Source organism: Streptomyces sp. MK7 (genome assembly GCF_032658145.1).
In the GTDB taxonomy this organism is placed as follows: Bacteria; Actinomycetota; Actinomycetes; order Streptomycetales; family Streptomycetaceae; genus Streptomyces; species Streptomyces spiralis.
Genome location: NZ_JAVACL010000003.1, coordinates 100,479 through 116,633, shown reverse-complemented (window position 1 = coordinate 116,633; position 16,155 = coordinate 100,479). Strand labels below are relative to the sequence as shown.

The 16,155-nt window shown below is 68.6% G+C and carries 20 protein-coding genes and 1 pseudogene; 4 read left to right on the top strand and 17 right to left on the bottom strand.

What is annotated here, in order from left to right; genetic code table 11:
• The 10 genes from R2S09_RS05340 to R2S09_RS05295 all read right to left on the bottom strand — a co-directional run bounded on the left by R2S09_RS05340 (position 1) and on the right by R2S09_RS05295 (position 4,498).
• The gene (locus tag R2S09_RS05340; protein ID WP_316739996.1) at positions 1-180 is read right to left on the bottom strand and encodes a hypothetical protein; all 180 of its coding nucleotides are present in this window, start codon (positions 178-180) and stop codon (positions 1-3) included.
• Between the two features lie 94 nt (positions 181-274).
• A complete protein-coding gene (locus tag R2S09_RS05335) occupies positions 275-823 on the bottom strand; it encodes a GGDEF domain-containing protein (RefSeq protein WP_316739995.1) in 549 nt (182 codons plus the stop codon).
• 3 nt (positions 824-826) lie between these two features.
• A complete protein-coding gene (locus R2S09_RS05330; RefSeq protein WP_316739994.1) occupies positions 827-1,153 on the bottom strand; it encodes a SpdD-like protein in 327 nt (108 codons plus the stop codon).
• Between the two features lie 20 nt (positions 1,154-1,173).
• Positions 1,174-1,329 (bottom strand): hypothetical protein, encoded by a 156-nt coding sequence (locus tag R2S09_RS05325; RefSeq protein WP_316739993.1) that lies wholly within the window; start codon positions 1,327-1,329, stop codon positions 1,174-1,176.
• Between the two features lie 17 nt (positions 1,330-1,346).
• On the bottom strand, positions 1,347-1,538 hold the full coding sequence (locus R2S09_RS05320; protein ID WP_316739992.1) for a mobile element transfer protein: 192 nt from the start codon (positions 1,536-1,538) through the stop codon (positions 1,347-1,349).
• A gap of 20 nt (positions 1,539-1,558) precedes the next feature.
• Positions 1,559-2,233: a DUF2637 domain-containing protein gene (locus R2S09_RS05315; RefSeq protein ID WP_316739991.1), complete on the bottom strand. Its 675-nt coding sequence runs from the start codon at positions 2,231-2,233 to the stop codon at positions 1,559-1,561.
• Between the two features lie 73 nt (positions 2,234-2,306).
• The gene (locus R2S09_RS05310) at positions 2,307-2,501 is read right to left on the bottom strand and encodes a hypothetical protein (RefSeq protein ID WP_316739990.1); all 195 of its coding nucleotides are present in this window, start codon (positions 2,499-2,501) and stop codon (positions 2,307-2,309) included.
• Between the two features lie 2 nt (positions 2,502-2,503).
• Positions 2,504-2,710 (bottom strand): hypothetical protein, encoded by a 207-nt coding sequence (locus R2S09_RS05305; protein WP_316739989.1) that lies wholly within the window; start codon positions 2,708-2,710, stop codon positions 2,504-2,506.
• Positions 2,711-2,797: 87 nt separating this feature from the next.
• Positions 2,798-4,138: an FtsK/SpoIIIE domain-containing protein gene (locus R2S09_RS05300; protein ID WP_316739988.1), complete on the bottom strand. Its 1,341-nt coding sequence runs from the start codon at positions 4,136-4,138 to the stop codon at positions 2,798-2,800.
• A 3-nt stretch (positions 4,139-4,141) separates the two neighbouring features.
• Entirely contained in the window at positions 4,142-4,498 is a 357-nt protein-coding gene (locus R2S09_RS05295) for a hypothetical protein (RefSeq protein ID WP_316739987.1), read from the bottom strand.
• Positions 4,499-4,688: 190 nt separating this feature from the next.
• Here R2S09_RS05295 and R2S09_RS05290 point away from each other — a divergent pair, with 190 nt between their 5' ends.
• Together R2S09_RS05290 and R2S09_RS05285 are read left to right on the top strand one after the other, a co-directional pair.
• Positions 4,689-5,009 (top strand): antibiotic biosynthesis monooxygenase, encoded by a 321-nt coding sequence (locus R2S09_RS05290; protein WP_316739986.1) that lies wholly within the window; start codon positions 4,689-4,691, stop codon positions 5,007-5,009.
• Complete coding sequence (locus R2S09_RS05285; protein WP_316739985.1) at positions 5,006-6,241, top strand: helix-turn-helix transcriptional regulator; 1,236 nt, start codon at positions 5,006-5,008, stop codon at positions 6,239-6,241. The genes R2S09_RS05290 and R2S09_RS05285 overlap by 4 nt, the downstream gene beginning before the upstream one ends.
• Before the next feature lie 2,279 nt (positions 6,242-8,520).
• Here the strand turns inward: R2S09_RS05285 and R2S09_RS05280 are convergent.
• Both R2S09_RS05280 and R2S09_RS05275 read right to left on the bottom strand, forming a co-directional pair.
• Positions 8,521-8,841, bottom strand: a complete 321-nt coding sequence (locus tag R2S09_RS05280; protein WP_316739984.1) for a hypothetical protein — start codon at positions 8,839-8,841, stop codon at positions 8,521-8,523.
• A gap of 2,049 nt (positions 8,842-10,890) precedes the next feature.
• Positions 10,891-11,286 (bottom strand): hypothetical protein, encoded by a 396-nt coding sequence (locus tag R2S09_RS05275; protein ID WP_316739983.1) that lies wholly within the window; start codon positions 11,284-11,286, stop codon positions 10,891-10,893.
• 225 nt (positions 11,287-11,511) lie between these two features.
• On the opposite strand from R2S09_RS05275, the gene R2S09_RS05270 reads away from it, so the two are divergent.
• Positions 11,512-11,760: a hypothetical protein gene (locus R2S09_RS05270; RefSeq protein ID WP_316739982.1), complete on the top strand. Its 249-nt coding sequence runs from the start codon at positions 11,512-11,514 to the stop codon at positions 11,758-11,760.
• 224 nt (positions 11,761-11,984) lie between these two features.
• Here R2S09_RS05270 and R2S09_RS05265 read toward each other — a convergent pair whose 3' ends face one another.
• Positions 11,985-13,388, bottom strand: coding sequence for an FG-GAP-like repeat-containing protein (locus tag R2S09_RS05265; protein ID WP_316739981.1), 1,404 nt, complete (start codon positions 13,386-13,388; stop codon positions 11,985-11,987).
• Between the two features lie 180 nt (positions 13,389-13,568).
• On the opposite strand from R2S09_RS05265, the pseudogene R2S09_RS05260 reads away from it, so the two are divergent.
• Positions 13,569-13,701: pseudogene (locus R2S09_RS05260) on the top strand (chaplin); the annotation flags it as partial.
• 144 nt (positions 13,702-13,845) lie between these two features.
• Here R2S09_RS05260 and R2S09_RS05255 read toward each other — a convergent pair.
• The 4 genes from R2S09_RS05255 to R2S09_RS05240 form a co-directional block, all read right to left on the bottom strand.
• Positions 13,846-13,971 (bottom strand): hypothetical protein, encoded by a 126-nt coding sequence (locus R2S09_RS05255; protein ID WP_372337751.1) that lies wholly within the window; start codon positions 13,969-13,971, stop codon positions 13,846-13,848.
• 82 nt (positions 13,972-14,053) lie between these two features.
• Positions 14,054-14,572 (bottom strand): hypothetical protein, encoded by a 519-nt coding sequence (locus tag R2S09_RS05250; protein WP_316739980.1) that lies wholly within the window; start codon positions 14,570-14,572, stop codon positions 14,054-14,056.
• A gap of 129 nt (positions 14,573-14,701) precedes the next feature.
• On the bottom strand, positions 14,702-14,986 hold the full coding sequence (locus R2S09_RS05245) for a hypothetical protein (protein ID WP_306189975.1): 285 nt from the start codon (positions 14,984-14,986) through the stop codon (positions 14,702-14,704).
• Between the two features lie 361 nt (positions 14,987-15,347).
• Positions 15,348-15,962, bottom strand: coding sequence for a hypothetical protein (locus R2S09_RS05240; RefSeq protein ID WP_316739979.1), 615 nt, complete (start codon positions 15,960-15,962; stop codon positions 15,348-15,350).
• Positions 15,963-16,155 lie beyond the last annotated feature (193 nt).

Below are 16,155 nucleotides of genomic sequence, written 5' to 3'. Positions count from 1 at the left end.
TCACCTCCCGACCCGAACGAGGCGGGCGGTGGGGGCGATGCCGGTGCCCTTGCAGGCCGGGCAGGTGATCCGGAGGGTGACGCGGGTGCCGTCGCGGTGCCGGGTGCCGGTGGTGATGGCGACGGAGGCGAAGCCGTCGCAGTCGCGGCAGACGCGCGCGGCCGGGTCGTGCTGGGGCATGATGGGGCTTCCCTTTCGGGTCCGTTGGATCAGGAAGGTGGGAAGGCGCCCGGAGCGGCGGAAACTTGGCGGTTGAGGCCGCTCCGGGGGCCGTTCAGTTGTGGGTGTTGCGCCTGCCGTGTCCCTTGGCCGCGTACATCGCCGCGTCTGCGGCGGACAGGGCGTCGGTCAGGGTGGCAACGGGCAGGTGGGCGCGGTGGCAGCAGCCGACCGAGGCCGAGACGGCGAGCAGAGCGCCGGCGTGCGGAACAGGGCGGGCCAGAGCCGTGCGTAAGGCGTCCGGGCCCAGGGTGCGGGCGGGGTCGGTGACGATGGCGACGAATTCGTCTCCGCCGAGACGGGCGGCGATCCCGTGGTCTCCGCACCAGTCGGCGAGACGACGAGCCGTGGCGCTCAGGACGGCATCCCCGGCGGCGTGGCCGTGGGTGTCGTTGACGGCCTTGAAGTCGTCGAGGTCGACCAGGACGACGAGCGCGGACGGATGCCGGTTGAGGAGGTGTTCGGCGCGGGTGGTCCAACCGGCGCGGGTGTGCAGACCGGTCAGCGGGTCGCGGCGGGCGGAGGCCAGTCGGCGGACGAGGTAGCCGCCGTGGACGGCCCAGCCCAGCACCGGCAGCGCGGCGGCGATCAGAGGGGCGTTCACCGGTCACCGTCCCTTGCGCAGGTCGGCGAGGAGCAGGCGGAGGACGACCGCGACCACGGCCAGCGAGGCCCCGGTGATGGCGACCGCGAGCAGCAGCGAGACCAGGACCGTACCGACGACGAGGACCACGGCGGTGCCGCCGCCGACCAGGGCGAGCGCGGTACCGGGGGTGAGCTGGATGGTGGGCCGGGACGCCACCGGGGCCGCCGGGGCGACCTGGGCCGGGGCGGGGGGCGGGGTGGCGGGGATGATGGCGGTCGGCTCGATGACGGCCGGCGGGGTGACCAGGCCGGTGGGGGTCGGGTTGGTGGGGATCTTCGGGCGGAGCATCGGGATCTTCTCCCTTCACGTCACTTGGTTGCGGTGTTGATGGCGGGGGCGAGGAAGCTGTCGGCGAGGAGGTAGCCGCCGAGCAGCAGGACCAGGACGAGCCACCAGGGCGGGCGGACGAGCTTGACGCCGACCAGGCCGAGGCAGGCGATGAAGAACCACAGCGGCACGGACACGGACCCTCCCCCTCCTTTCAGCGGACGGGGCAGCGGTGGCCCTGCGCGGCGATCATGGCGGGGGACACGTCGTCGTACTCCGCCGACCACCCGCAGTCGGGGGTGGTGCAGGCCGCGACGTACTTGACCTGTCCGCGCCGTCCGTGCGCGGTGCCGACCTGGGTGGTGCCCACGCGGTGGAGCGTGCGCCAGATCCGGTAGATGCCCATGAGCTGATCTCCTTTGCGGGTTAGGCGAGTTGGGCGGCAATCGCGTCGGCCATCGGCGCAGGGACGCCGAGGCGGGCGCGCAGGGTGTCGGTGTCGATCGGGGAGCCGGTGCGGGAGCGGTGGTCGTCGGCGACCTTCCGCGCGTGCGCCACCAGCGCCGCGGGCACCGCCACAGCAGGAGCAGGAGCCGGGGCGGGGGCGGGCAGGGCCGGGGTGTCGTCGACAGCGGACGACGGGGCAGGCTCCGGGGCGGCCGTGGGAGCGGGGGCCGGTTCGCGCTCGACCTGCGGCACGGGGGCCGGGGCGCTGGCCGGGTGCGCGGCAGATGCCGGGGTGCTCGCGGAGTGGGCGAGGAGGGTGCCGCCGAGGAAGGCCAGGGCGGGCCATCCGGCGATGCCGAAGCGGAGCCAGGCCGGGGGGTGGGCCAGGTCGAGGAAGCCGGCGGTGGCGACGTTTGCGCCGAGGGAGGCGACCAGGGCGATCAGGAACCAGCACCAGGCCAGCCGTGAGGGTCCGGCCGAGCGCAGGCGACGCCAGGCGGCGACCAGGAGCAGGTCGACCGAGACGGGGTAGGCCCATGCCTTCCAGCCGGACTGTCCGGCCGCCGAGGCCAAATCGTGCAGGTGGGCGAAGGACAGCGCACCGGCGATCACGGCCTGTACGAGTACGGCGTCCGGGCGGATGGTGGAGCGCATCAGGTCCTCCTTCCTGGGGGTCGGGCCGGGGCGGAGCGGGGAGCGGGTCCGGCGCTCCGCCCCTGGCGGGGTGTCAGGCGGCGGGGGCCTCGCCCGTGCCCCAGCAGGTCAGGCAGAGCCCGGCCTGCTGGTCGTCGGTGGTGCGGCCTTTGCGGGTGCCGACGCGGACGGCTTCGGTGATCTCACCGTTGCCCTGGCAGTCCGGGCACGGGCGCGGTTGCGGCTTGGCCGTCCTGCGGCGCGGGGCCGGCTTCTTCGCGGCGGCCATCGTCAGGCCCCCTCACCGGAGTAGTCGGGGCCGTCGTTGAGGTCGTAGCCGGGCGGGAAGATGCCCGGCGGCGGCTCGGGCAGCGACGCGGCCAGCGAGGGGCTGATCGCGTGGACGAAGTCCAGGTCCGCGCCGGGCCGGTCGGCGTACAGGGAGAGGTCGCCGAGCAGCAGGATCGTGCGGTGGAAGTCCTCGTACTGCGGGCACATGACGCGCGCCCTCCTTGGTCTTCGGGCATGGCAGGGGTAGGGACCCGGCGCGAGGCGGTCGCGCCGACCGTGAAGCAGTGCGGGGTGTCAGGCGGCTTCGGCCACCGCGGGCGACTCGACGGGGGCGAGGTCGGCCAGCGGGCGGAAGCGGGCCAGCTCCGGGATGTCCGGGACCAGGCCGGCGTGCCGGTTGCAGGCGGCCACCGTCTGCCGCATCGAGGTGTGCGGGGTGCGGATGCGGACCCACTCGCCGGTGGAGTAGCCGACCACCGCCATCCCGCGCCGGTTGTTCGGGATCTGCGTGGCGGCGAACACCGCGTGCGGGGAGATGTCGCCGAAGGCCATCTTGGCGGTGGCTTCGTCGTTGACGCGGTGGACCATCCGGCCGGAGAGCTGCGCGCGCAGCATGGTGATGCCGTCGCCGAGTTCGGAGCCGAAGCGCTGGCCGTAGATGTCCAGGAACATCCCCGCCGCACGGCCGAGCTGGGCCAGGCGGATCAGGGCGGTGACGATCCGGTCGCGCCGGGGATCGTTGCGCTTCGTGCTCAGGGTGAGTTCGGCGATCTCGTCGATCGTGACCACCACCGGCACCGGCCGCAGTTTCTCCGGCAGGTCCCAGATGTTGGCCGCGATCTCAGCGGCCGGTGTGTCCGCGCTGATCCGCTGCTCACGGCGGATCACGTCGTAGATGCCCTCCATCCGCGCCACCAGCGCTTCGAGGAGGTCGGCGGCATCGTCGGCGTTGTCGGCGATCGCGGAGAAGCGGCGGGCGAACGGGCCCAGTTCCACGCCCTTCTTGCAGTCGATCCCCACCAACGCCACCGGCTGAGAGGCGAGTTCTTTGATCACGGTGCGCTGGGTGACGGACTTGCCGGACTGCGTGGCCCCGACCGTGATCGAGTGCGGCACCTCCCGGTAGTCGCGGTAGTGGACCGATCCGTCCTCCACCAGCGCCACCGGGATCTTCAACAGGTCCCGTGCCGTCCTGGCCGGCATCTGCACCCGCTTGAGCACGTCATAGCCGGTCAGCGTGACCTCGACGACGCCCGGCTTGATCTCGCGGGAAGTGACCTGATGGACACCGAAGGAGTGACGCAGCCGGTCAGCGGCGGCGGAGAACTCGAACGCGTCCTGACCGGGCCGCATCCTGATCCGCAACCGCAGACCGGTCCGGGTCGGCTTCACCCACATCAGGCGCGGCACCCGCTGCTGCGGCACCGGCTTGTTGAACCAGCGCGCCAGCGCCAGCCGCAGACGCGAGGCCGGCACCGTCAGGTGACAGGCATCCATCACCTGCGCATAACGCCAGCGCACCCGCACCGTGGCGAGCAGCACGCCGAAGCAGGCCCAGTACCAAACCGGGCGGCACCGCTTGAGCAGCAACGCCAAACCGACCACGAGCACAAGCGCGATCACTAACCGCGCCATGACTCACGCCGCCTCAGGCTGCGCCGACGCCTGCACCAGCGAGGTGGCGGCGACCGCGCGGAAGCTGATGCCGTGCCGCTTCTGGCCGTTGAACTCGTTCTCCCAGGGCACCGCGACCAGTCCGGTCAGCGCGAGCGGGGTGCCCATGGCCAGCTCCCCGGAGATGTCCGGCTCGGCCACGGTCACAGTGATGACCTCCGCGTTGCCGTTCATGACGAACAGCACGTCAAGGGTCATGAGGGTGTTGCCGGTGTCCCGGTCGGTGGCGATCACACCGTTGCGCTTGTCCTTCATCTTCGTCTGCGGGGGCTGAGCGACCATCAGGGTCGCGCCGTTCGTCTCGACGGGGATCTGACGCATGATGGAGTCTCCCTTTTGGGATCAGCCCCGGACTGCGTTGTGATCTTGGCGGATGGCACGCGGTCCGGGGTGCCTTGTTGTTGCGACACCACCGAAGCTACTCGCAGGAAAACTGCGAGTCAACAGAAAAACTGCGACTAGTAGCTCAACTCTGAGTCTGCGAGACTGAGTGCGACACAAGGAGGCAGGAATGGGCAACTTTGGGCTTTTTGTTCGCTTCACGTTGCGTGAAGGCGCAGGGGAAGCGTTTGACGCGCTGATTCAAGAGACCACGGCGGGTATCCGGGCACACGAGCCCGGCACGCTGGTCTATGCGTGCCATGAGGTCGAGGGGGCTCCCAACGAGCGTGTCTTCTTCGAGCTGTACGCCGATCACGATGCGTTTGAGGAGCACGAGCGTCAGCCGCACACGCGTCACTTCCTGGCCGAGCGCTCCAAGTACGTCGAGAAGACCGAGGTCGACCGCCTCCAGCCGTACGTCGGCAAGTACCCCACCGGAGCCGAGAAGTGACGACTTCCGACACCAAGACCCTCGGCCAGAGGGTGAAGGAGTTGCGCCGAGCCGCCGGCATGTCGCAGAGCGACCTTGCCGCCGCTATGGGGCGCTCAGAAAGTTGGGTGTCGCAGGTCGAGAGAGGGGTGCAGCCTGTCGAGCGTCTCTCAGTCCTGCAAGCCCTTGCCGACGCGCTCAATGTGTCCGTGCGCGAGCTGAGGCCGGATGCTCCCCCAGCTGAGGAAGCCGAGCCAGAGGCGCAGGCGAAGAGCAACGATCTCGACGGCCTACGAGTGGCCCTCACAGGTCACCCAGCGCTGGGCAGCCTCTTTCAGCAACCGCCGGCCGAACCGACCCCATCGCTTGCTGACTTCCGTCAGCGAGTGGATGAGGCGTGGACCCTTGTGCACGCGTCGAGTTACGCGGCCTTGAGTGATCACCTCGCGGAGCTGCTTCCCAGCATCGAGACCGCGGTACGCCAGGCACCCGCAGGCGAGCGCACGGAGCTTCACTCCCTACGCGCCAAGGCGTACCAGGTGGCCGCCGCCAGCTTTACACGGCAGGACCAGGCGGATGCTGCTTGGGTCGCGGCAGATCGAGCGCTGCAAGCGGCCGAGCTTGCCGGGCAGCCCTTGGAGGTCATCGCAAGCCTGTTCCGCATGTCGCATGCCTTCATGCGGCAACAGCACATGGAGCAGGCCGAGCAGGCGGCGAAGTCCGCCGTGGCCGTCATGGCACCGAGGGCGGAGGCCCCAACGTGCCCACCGGAAGAGTTGTCACTGTTGGGTGCGATGAACCTGGTCCTTGCGGTGATCAACGCCAGGGAGGGCAACCGAGGGCGGACCCACGAGCACATCGACAGGGCTCGAGGAATCGCAGCGCGACTAGGTGAGGACCGCAACGACTTCGACACCGAGTTCGGGCCGACGAACGTCGAGATTCACGCCGTGAGTACGGCCGTTGAGCTGGGCGATGCCGGACTCGCCCTTGAAGTGGCCCAGCGGGTTGACGCATCGGGGCTGTCCCCCGAGCGGCAATCACGTTTCCTGCTTGACGTGGCGCGAGCGCACGCGCAGCGGCGACACGTCGGCGAGGCTACAGCCGCGCTGTTGGAAGCGGAGGCTTTGGCCCCCGAGCAGATCCAAGACCACCACTTGGCGCGCGATGTCATCCGCGACCTGATCCAGCTCTCAGGTACCCGCATCCCTGAGCCACTGCGCGACTTGGCCGAGCGGAGCGCTGTCGTTTAGGTGACCCGTGACGATCATGCGCACAACCGATCAGTGCGCGGTGGGAATTTCCCTACGTCATCAAGGCTCGCTTCGCTCGCTGGTCCGGCGGCCCACGGCGCTCCTCGGCCATCGCCAACCCGACCACCGCAGACTCCGCCCAGGCGCATCAACGGCCGCTTGCGGCCCGCATGCCACCGCCACCACGATCCGGCCTCGGAAGGGAAACCACCACAGCAGCCCGGCGACCGAACGCCGGCCCGGGCCACCCGCACCCCTTTCCACCCGACTGCCTGGCAGGTCAGGTCGATCACGGATCGATGGCCGCGCACAGCGCGGCGGCGCCGGTCGGCCGCCGCCCCGCTGCCTCATGTCTCCGCCCCGGCTGCGGCGCGCCGTCCGCCCGTCGCCACACGCAGCGGCCAAAACACAGCACGGGCACGGGGCGCAAGGTGATCCCAACAGCACAGGTCAAAGACGCTTTGTGCTACCCGCAGGAGGCCGGATCGTGGTGGCGGTGGCATGCGGGCCGACGCTGGCCGATGCGCCGGCGTTCATACGGCCCGCTGATCCCACGCCGGGACAACCGGCCGGACGGCGGGCGCAGCCTTGCAACGGGGAGAAACCCTCTGTGGCTGGGGCGGTCGGCTCCGCGACTTTAGCCAGCCACTTTGGCGCGAGCCTCGCAGATCATGGCCCCAACGTCGTGCTTTACCGGGCAGGTCCACAGACTGCCCGACGCGCCGGAAGCTTACGGGGCCATGATCACTCGCGCCAAAGCAGCTCCCGGCCAAAGTCGCTACACCGACCTTGCATCGCATGAGGCGCAGGTATTTTTCAGCCAATCTTTCGGGTCCGCAATGTGCTACTAAGTGCGATTGGGTGCGACTAGCCGAGGCTAACTAAGGCTGACTAAGGCTAACTAAGAGAGTTGCCTTGACCTGCACTGATCCGATGGGATTGACCGGCTTCCCGTCCCTTCGAGGTCGTTGACCAGGGGGAATCTGCATGGCTGATATTTCATTGCGTACGCAATGAGAAAGCTCTTTTGGAGAGCCTCCGGGGTCCGTGGCCTATTGGCATCCTGCGTTGTCTTCCCGAGTTCCCGCGCAGTGCACGATGTCCCAGAAGCAATCAAAAGGCCCATCACCAGCTCCGACCTGGAAGCAAGGGCTGGGTGATGGGCCACGAACCCGGAGGTTCAAGGATGAGTGTGACCCCGTCTCCAAGGGATCTGTCAAACCACCCTCAGCGGCCGTGGGTCGTTGTGGTCATCCTCGTACTAATGCTGTGGGCCCCATTCGCTCACGCAGTGGGTGCCTATGTTGACGCGGCGGCCCTAATCGCACTGTTCTCAGCTGACTGCGGTACAGCAGCGGAGTACAGCAACTGCATCAGCCGTGTGTGACCGTCCTAGGTCGATAACGCACCCCATGAACTGGGCAGATGGACCTCAGCGACCGGCCCGCCCATAGTTCGCATCGAGGGGCCCAAGGCACGGTCCCGTGGCCGTGCCACTCTCGTGCCAGAACGGGCGGGGACTCACGGGAACCGGGGTCCGCAGGGGTGAGTTCGTCCGGACTCTGCCCACGGTACGGAATCCGCAGGTCACGCGCGTGATCGCCCAACCTCGCTCCCAATGTGGTGTCCAGGCCCTCACCGACCACACCCCACTGGACCCACGACGGACGCACAACGGCGCTCTGTGGGAGAATCATCTCCGCTTAGCGGGAGGGGGCTGGTATGGGGTTCTATTCAGGCTGGTCGAGCGGGAGAGGCCTTTACAGCGGGTACAGGATGCGTCTCTCAGGAGGGGGGCGGCGGTCCGCTACGTACAGGCCATCGCCCTTGCCAGCGAACGCTCGTCGAGCGGATGATCTTCCTGAGTGGGTTGAACTGTCGTACTTCCTCACGGCGATCGTAATTTTCGGTGCTGGCATTCTGTCCGCCTCGGTATGGCTCTGGTTCTCTACCGACGGCTACTTCGACAGCCTGCTCGGGAGGCTCTTCCTCATCACCCTCCTGCTCATCCCCGCAATAATCGTGAGCGGTGCCGCAGCTATCGCGGCCGGTTTGGCCGCACCCATAATCGTCGGTCTGGTGAAGGCCGTCGTTGTCTTGATTCGCTGGATCAGCCGGAAACGTGCAGCTCGGCGTGCGGCACCACCAGTGCCGGTAGTCCAGGACGATCAGCGGGAAACCCCAGGTCACAGCCCCCGGATCTAACGGGTTTCCCCCGAGGATGGCGGTCAGGCAGGGGTGTTTCTTGCTGTACTCCACTCGCATACTAGGTCGCCCGGTCAGCTACGGTGCTCGGACCTGCCGCCGCGGAGCCACTCCTCGATGTCGCTTCTCTGCCAGTAAAGGCGATACAGCAGCCGATGCGGTGAGGGGAACGGTCGCTTCTTCGGCCCTCCACGCGCCAGCCAGCCAGTAATGGTCTTGGGATTGACGCGCACCAATGCCGCTGCACCAGCGGTGTCTACCCATACATCATCGGCGTCCAGTTCCGGCAACCCAAGCAGGCGGCCGGCCGGGACAGGCAGAGAGCCGGCCAGGGCCTCAAGGAGCGCCTGGTGCTGTGCAGCCAAGGTCACGCGGGATCCACCAGCTTCAACCATCGCACCATCATACAGTTTTAAGACTGCGACGCCGGGTGCTCTGCACCGCCCTAGGTGATCACCGGTTTTGCAACTGTCCGGCTTATTCCGCTACTTGGCGTTGCTCGACACCAAGCTCAGAGAGGACAGAAGCCACCTGGTCGTCAGGGATTCGCTGGAGTAGTTGCCGCTTCAGCGCAAGCGTTTCACGCTTGTGCTTGTGGTCAAGGATGTCGCGGATAATGCACCGCAGCACCCATCCAACTCCAGGAATCGCTCCCAACGAAGCCAGGTCACCAAGGATTTGCACCTAGGGCTCCTGGGATATAGAGGACGGCTAGCTCGTTCCAGCCGTTTAAATGTCATCACTCATCACGAGTGCATGAGAATTGGCCATAGAGAGGCCCGAAACGCATTCGGGCAACCAAAAGGCGGAGACTGCTTGCTGTCTCCGCCTTCTAAGTATTCGCGCACGCCAAGATGGCCTACAACTCAGGCCGTGGAGAGGTTCGGTCACATCGAACCGATTAGGTCTCTGCAGACACGACAGCTGAAGACGGGCTATAGAGCAGATGCCCGCGGTCGCTCCAACCCAGCGAACTCATGTCGCTTCTTGGCTGGCCGAGTATGCGCGGCGCTTGCGCTGCTCAATCAGCGCCTCTACGTGGTAGTCGGCGAAGAGGTGGCCTTGTTGGTCCGTGAGGACCGGTACCAACCTTCCTCGACGAACCCACTGCAACACGGTTAGGTGCTGCACACCACACCGACGAGCTACCTCGGCGGTGTTGATCAACTGTCGTGGACGAACGTTGAAGATCTCGTCGCTTGCCCTGGTGGTCATAGCCCTCCCAGACATGCAAAAACCCTCCGCATCCGCGAAGGGTGGTGATTTTAGGCGCACTTGTGCTGCCTGTAGGCACTATGACAGGACGCCGTCCGTGATCGCAACAGCCACCCGGGCAGGTCGGCGTGACGGTGCAGGCTGGGCCGTCTCTGGGCCGCGCGAAGTCGCCCGACGCCGACCAACCACGACAAGAGCCCACGGCATTCGAGCAGTTCAGAGCCGTGGGCTTCGTCAGCCTCGCTGGTCAGCGAAGCCGGTGATCAGTAGACCGGCTACTGAGAGCCGCCCACATGGTTCCGAGACACCGTGTCGAATGGGTGTCGAAGTTCGCGGCCAAAGAGGTGTCAAACCGTATGAATCCCCAGGTCAGGGACCGACCACGAGCGAACAGGAGGCGCGCCTTCTAAGCGCTTGGCCGCAGGTTCGAGTCCTGCCGGGGGCGCCCCCGAAAGCCCTCCCCCTGGGAGGGTTTTTTCGTGATCAGGGTGAGTGACCTACGACACGCCGAAGCCCCGGACGCCCTCTTGGCGATCAAGGGCAGAGCCCGCCGCTCCGGGCCGCTCGGACAGAGCCCAGCCACTTCCAGCCGCGCCGCTTCGGGTCGGGCAGCGGCCCTTCGACGCATCGGGCCTAGATGGCCGGAAGCACCGGCACGCTGTTTCCGGCCCACCGCGCCACCTGCGCCGGCGGGACACTCACACCAGGCGTCATAGCCCTGGGTACACGGAATCAACTCCGTGACCAGGAGTCCGTGGTCACGGGTATCGGCCGGCGTCCTGGCCGGCGCTTGGATCCCTTCCGGCTCCAACCCTTCAGCGGCAGGCAAGGCCGAGTCCGGATAGAAATGACGGCTCGCGTCGGGGTACTGGGCCAGCAGCTCATCGACGTGATGCAGCCGCTCCAGGCAGTCGTACATGACCGATGTCGCGGCGATCCTGTTGCTCATCGATGCCTGGTTGGCCAACAGACCCGTCTGCCAGGCAAAGAGCGACGCGGAAACAACCACTCCGTACGAGGTCAAGCTGATCACCGCAGGGAGACCGCGCCCATCGCCGGTGAACCGATCGTGGACCGCGAAGGCCACTGGCGGTTCGCGGTGTATCGCACTGGCGTGATGCATTGGCGCGACGGGAGCCTGATGTCCGCTGACGAGCGGGACTCTGTGTTCTCCGGGTCCTCAGTGGGCGCGGTAGGCGACTGGACTGAGTCCGTAAGCGCCGGATCGATCAGGCAAGCGCAGGCATGAAGCCACCTCGCGCTGTGCCTGAGGATCGCAAGAATGACCAGTCGAGCACCTCGGGAAGCTGGTCCAAAGACAGAACGACCGCTCCGCCGGCCCGCTCTGCATCCGCGCACCAGTCGTCCATGCCGCTCGATGCGGTGCCATCCTCCGCGCCACCGACCACCGGTGCAGCGAGAGCCGGGACGACGAGTCCGTGGTTGCCTGGTCCGTCCACGACGCACAGGGTGAGTCGGGGGACGATGCTCCACCCTTCGCACAAGGGCACCGCCCCGCCCGGCGCGGTCAGGAGCGGCAGGGCGTCGTGGACGGGCGCGTCAGCCAGTAGGAGCACGGGCGTGGCACCACGGATGAACAGAGTGTTCTCGGGATCCAGCAGCACGGGTCCACTCTCGCAGGCCCGGGCACAGGGACTGCAGAGGGGGCCGAGATGGGCAACGAGGGCCGGTGCCGGCATCAACGCCGCTGGACGGTGTCGTACGTGGCGGAGAACCGGCCTGCGAGGCATGGCAGCAAGGCCTCGAGTCCGCAGAGGTCTGACCGAACTCGTCATGCAGTGCTCACCAGGTCCCGGGCCCCGGGCTGGCGTGCCAAACAGGGTGCCGGCATGGCCACTTCCCCTGAGCACGTTGACAGCAGAGAAGACCTGGCGGCCTTCGTTCGCTTCCTTCATCGCAGCCACGCCGAGGAGGGGTGCTCATGGGAGAACGCCGACCTTCCGAGCTTCCTGGAGGCCCTGGCGGCGTGGATCTCCGACGCGGACGGCTGGTACGGCAACAACGGTCGCGAGTTGCCGGCCGACGGTGACTGGAGGTTCTTCGCGCGAGCCCTACGAGCGGCGTCCGTCTATGAGTAGGCGGGGCCGTGTCGAACAGTTGTCGAAGCTGTGGGCAAGCCATTGCCGGCGCGAGTGATTGCTCAGAAGTCAGGGTCAGATCGCGGGCCGGCGCACGAAGCGCCTTACAAGCGTCGCTTGACCGCAGGTTCGAGTCCGGCCGGGCGCTCCCCCGGTGATCAGGGGAAGGCCCCGGCCGGGTGGCCGAGGCCATCAGGGCTGTAGGCGAAGCCAGGGGCTGGGTGTCAGCCGGCGAGTGGGGTGCCGAAGCCGGTGGCGCCGGACGGGGGGCCGAAGTAGGCGGAGCCGGTGCTGGTGAGATTGTTGGCGGTGCCGGGGAAGGCCCAGACCAGGCCGGTCCCGTTCTCGCCCGAGGCGGTGGCTGCCAGGTCCGCCCGGCCGTCGTGGTTGAAGTCGCTGAGCTGGAGCTGGGATCCGAAGCGGTCGCCGGACTCGGCGTGCCCCGGAACGCCCTTGCTGTCCTGGCTGAAGGTCTGGGTCCGGGCGGTGTTGATGCCCCGGGTCGAACCGTGCAGCAGGGTGATGTTGCCGGCGTCCCGGATGGAGGCGTTGGTGCCCAGACGCTCGGTCGGGTTGCCGACCAGCAGGTCGGCGTAGGTGTCGCCGTCGACGTCGCCGAAGGCGAGGGCGGCGCCGAAGCTGTCCCACGCTTCGTTGCCGCCCGCGACACCCGCGGTCGCCTCGGTGATGGTGACGGACCTGCGGGTGACGGCGAGGGGGCCCCTGGCCTCCCCGTAGTAGATGCTGACACCGTTCCCGGCGGAGAGGGCCAGGTCGGCGCGGCCGTCGTGGTCGATGTCCCCGGTCGCGAGGGGCACCCGGTTGCCCACGGCGTAGGTGAGCGGCAGGGTGCCGGCGTCCACCAGGCCGCTGGAGGTGCTGTGGAGGTAGTGCAGCCGGAGGTCCGGGTCGGAGTCGTCCTCCGGAGGAGTGGTCTGCGCGTAGACGACGTCGCTGCGGCCGTCGCCGTCGAAATCGCCCACGGTGAAGTGGTCGATCCAGAAGCTGCTGCTCGGGGAGACGGTCGTGACGGCCCCCGTGCCCCCGGCCCGGGTGATCGGCCCGAGTACCACCCGCAGTCGCCCGGTGACGGTGAAGGCGAGGTCGGTGCGGCCGTCGTGGTTGAAGTCGCCGGTGCGGACCTCCTCGGCCGCGGACCCGTACGGCGTTCCGGACTTGAGGCCGCCCGACAGGGCGGTGCCGCCGGTGAGGCCCCCGCTCCCGCCCCACAGCACACGGAGGTCCCCCTGCGGGAACTCGCTGGTTCCGATCTTCTCGCCCGGTACGCCCACGACGAGATCGCTGTACCCGTCGTGGTCCATGTCCCCGACCGCCAGCGCGGCACCGAACCGGTCGCCGGTCTCGTTGCTGCCCGGCACACCCGGCGAGCTCTGGTCGATGGTGACGCGCTTGCCGCCGGGCAGTCCCTTGGCGGATCCGTAGATCACTGTGACCCGCCCGGCGCCGCCGCCGGACGCTATGGCGAGGTCGCGGTAGCCGTCCCCGTTGAAGTCGCCCTGGAGGCCGGAGCCCGCGGCCGATGCCGTCTGGGGAAGCAGCCCCAGCGCCCCGACCGCCATAGCGCCGGTGGCCGCGACTGCCAGGACGGACGATATGCGTTTGCGCATGCGGTGTTGTCCTGTTCGGGGTGTCGGATGTCTGTATGGGTGATGACTCGCGACAGGCGGTACAGGTTGTGGCCCGTTCGGTGCGAATCTGCCTTGGATCGACGCATTCCGATGCGGTGACCCGGCGTGGTGGCGACACGGATGACGGGCGCTGCCACCCACTGCAAGGTGGAGAACGCGATGTCTCGCATTGCGAAAGCGGCGGCCGCCGCCCTCGGCACCGGTGCCCTGGTGATCGGCGGGACCGGTCCCGCCATGGCGAACGCCGGAGCCGAAGGGGGACCTACGGGCACCCGGTGTGGTCTTCGGCAACGCCTGCGCGAACGCCGGTCAGTCCGGGGCGGCGGCAACGACGACGGCAAGCCCGGTCACTGCCACGGCAGCTGACGACCGAGGCCGTACGCCGCCACACATGTGAAGAGCCTCGGCACCTCGATCGCCGCGTTCTTGGCATGGCTCACGCGTACCGGTAGATCCGGCTCATGTCCTCCAGCTCGTCGGGTGTGACGTCCCACGGCGGCAGCTTCTGATGACGGGTGGTGGTCCGGCCGTGCCGTGCGTCGCCAAGAGGTCCTCGCGTCACGGCGCGGCCCCCGTTGGATCGCCGTCGTGCGGCCGAAACGCGATCGCCGTGGTGGCCGGGCCGTGGACGGGCCCGAAGCCGCCTAGAGACCCGGGCCCGCCGTGAGGTCGGTGGTGGGAGCGGTTTGCAGCACGGGGCCGAGAACGCCCAGTTCCGGCAGCTTCAGGCCGGGCAGTCCGGCGCTGCCGGGCTTCGGCGCGGTCAGCGGGCCGTCCGCGGACAGTCCCGGCGCCAGTGCCCGCACGTCGGACGCGGGCGCGTCGACGCTGACGTGGTCGAAGCCGTCGTCGAGAACGTGGGCGAGCGGGACGCGCGCGTCCAGACCCGGCAGCCCGCCGTGCACCGGCACCCGCGGCACCACGCTCTCCGGGAGGAGCCGTCCCCGGACGAAACGCGGTGCCTCCGGCGTGCCTGTCGTCGGTACCGGAAGCTCGCCGCCGACCTTGGGCAGTTTCGTGCCGAGCGCGGTCTCGGCGCCGCCCAGCGGCACCGGAACGGGCACCGTGCCCACCGCCGCTGCCGGGGTGGCGGTGGCGACACCGACGGCCGCCGCGACTCCCGCGACGGCGGCGGCAAGGGTTCCTCGAGTGGTCGACTTCATGACAGGCACGGTCCCTTCCAGGATGGGCAGCACAATGTCCCTACGGCCAACGATCCCTAGGTGGCCGGCGGCGCGAGATTCCTTCGAGTGCCGCAGTAGTACGACGTACAAGACGTACGAAGGGCGGCCTCAGTTCTGCAGCGGCAGCCCGCCGAGCAGCGGGGCGTTGGACTCGTTCAGGCTCTTGGCGGCGCTGTTCACGGTGTGGAGTACGGAGCCCTTGTTCTCGGTGTCGAGCGCGTTCGACTGGTGCTTGACCGGCATCACGTCGACGGGACCCTTGGTGAGCGCGTTCACGGCACCATTGAGGCTGGTGGGCGTCACGTTGGCGGTGTCGTAGGCGAACGCGGGCGCGGCGGCCCCGGCGGCGACCAGGGACCCGGCAATGACGGCGGCAGCCTTCAGGGACTTCATCGTGTTCCTTTCGTTCGGCGACATACGTCACCGGCGGCTATGGGGTCGCCGTGCCTAACGAGTCCCGGGCGGGCCGGAAACCCCGGGGCGGGAGATTACCGAGTCCTCATATGAGATCTTCCGGAGCCGCGGCACGGCTTCTGAGGACTCCGGCACCGCTTCCGGGGCCCAGGCACCGCTTCCGGGGCCCCGGCACCGCTTGCGGGGGCTCCGGCACCCGCTTCCCGTGGCTCCGGCACCGCTTGCGGCGCTCGGACAGGGTCTCCGGGGTCCGACGCGGAACAGCCGTCGTGCCGGCTGCGGTGGCCGGGACAACGGCTGTTCGGGTTCTCGGGTGAAGCGCGGGAGGTGTCAGTCAGTGTTACGACGCCGTCCCGTCCGAGGCCCCCGCGGGAAGCGTGCTGACGGCGGCGGAGGCGCCGGGTGTGGTCAGTCCGTCGTCCTTGAGCAGGGAGTCGACGAGGTCGACCAGACTGTCGACCAGACCGGTGACCGCCGGGAGTACCTGGCCGACGTCTCCGGACGTGAGTGACTTCAGCAGGTCCTCGAGCGCCTTCTGGACGGCCGCCAGCGCGTCGCCCGCCGGGTCTGCCGCCCGCTGGACGCCCGAGGCCGCCTGGGCCGACGGCGCCGACCGGATCGACGTACTCGCCTCGGCGAGGGCGTCCTCCGCCGCCTCACCCAGCTTCTTGGCGTCGGCCGGTGTCAACCGGCCATTGTCGGTGGTGAGTACGGCGGTCGCGAGATCACGGACCGGGGTCAGCCGGCCGCCGAGGTCGCCGAGTCGGCTGAGGTCGCCCAGGCCGTTGAGCTCGGCGAGCAGCCGGTCGGCGCCCGGGAGGGACGTTCGGGGCACCGCCACACGGCTGTGTCCGCCGGCCGAGTCGGCCGCCAGGGCGGCCGGGCCGCTGATCCCGACCAGGAAGGCGGCGCAGAGTGCGGTGGAGGCGATACGCCGTGCGGACAGACCACGCATGAGTGTTCCTTTCGATGGGCGCCAGATCTCAGCCCACCGTTAAAGCGCTTGTCGTGGTCCGCAACCGACCACGGGACCGTCGCCGCCGCCATGGACTGCCGCCGCCCCTTCCCACCTGGTGCCACGGTGCGCCGGGCACCGCTTCGGAACGGAACGGCCGTTCGAGGGGGGTACGGCCGTCGGCCACCCTCCC

What these genes read in the sequence shown, in the direction of transcription:
- R2S09_RS05340 (WP_316739996.1), bottom strand. Translation starts at nt 180, where the DNA reads ATGCCCCAGCACGACCCGGCCGCGCGCGTCTGCCGCGACTGCGACGGC.
- R2S09_RS05330 (WP_316739994.1), bottom strand. Translation starts at nt 1,153, where the DNA reads ATGCTCCGCCCGAAGATCCCCACCAACCCGACCCCCACCGGCCTGGTC.
- R2S09_RS05320 (WP_316739992.1), bottom strand. Translation starts at nt 1,538, where the DNA reads ATGGGCATCTACCGGATCTGGCGCACGCTCCACCGCGTGGGCACCACC.
- R2S09_RS05315 (WP_316739991.1), bottom strand. Translation starts at nt 2,233, where the DNA reads ATGCGCTCCACCATCCGCCCGGACGCCGTACTCGTACAGGCCGTGATC.
- R2S09_RS05310 (WP_316739990.1), bottom strand. Translation starts at nt 2,501, where the DNA reads ATGGCCGCCGCGAAGAAGCCGGCCCCGCGCCGCAGGACGGCCAAGCCG.
- R2S09_RS05305 (WP_316739989.1), bottom strand. Translation starts at nt 2,710, where the DNA reads ATGTGCCCGCAGTACGAGGACTTCCACCGCACGATCCTGCTGCTCGGC.
- R2S09_RS05300 (WP_316739988.1), bottom strand. Translation starts at nt 4,138, where the DNA reads ATGGCGCGGTTAGTGATCGCGCTTGTGCTCGTGGTCGGTTTGGCGTTG.
- R2S09_RS05295 (WP_316739987.1), bottom strand. Translation starts at nt 4,498, where the DNA reads ATGCGTCAGATCCCCGTCGAGACGAACGGCGCGACCCTGATGGTCGCT.
- R2S09_RS05290 (WP_316739986.1), top strand. Translation starts at nt 4,689, where the DNA reads ATGGGCAACTTTGGGCTTTTTGTTCGCTTCACGTTGCGTGAAGGCGCA.
- R2S09_RS05280 (WP_316739984.1), bottom strand. Translation starts at nt 8,841, where the DNA reads ATGGTTGAAGCTGGTGGATCCCGCGTGACCTTGGCTGCACAGCACCAG.
- R2S09_RS05270 (WP_316739982.1), top strand. Translation starts at nt 11,512, where the DNA reads ATGGCCACTTCCCCTGAGCACGTTGACAGCAGAGAAGACCTGGCGGCC.
- R2S09_RS05265 (WP_316739981.1), bottom strand. Translation starts at nt 13,388, where the DNA reads ATGCGCAAACGCATATCGTCCGTCCTGGCAGTCGCGGCCACCGGCGCT.
- R2S09_RS05250 (WP_316739980.1), bottom strand. Translation starts at nt 14,572, where the DNA reads ATGAAGTCGACCACTCGAGGAACCCTTGCCGCCGCCGTCGCGGGAGTC.
- R2S09_RS05245 (WP_306189975.1), bottom strand. Translation starts at nt 14,986, where the DNA reads ATGAAGTCCCTGAAGGCTGCCGCCGTCATTGCCGGGTCCCTGGTCGCC.
- R2S09_RS05240 (WP_316739979.1), bottom strand. Translation starts at nt 15,962, where the DNA reads ATGCGTGGTCTGTCCGCACGGCGTATCGCCTCCACCGCACTCTGCGCC.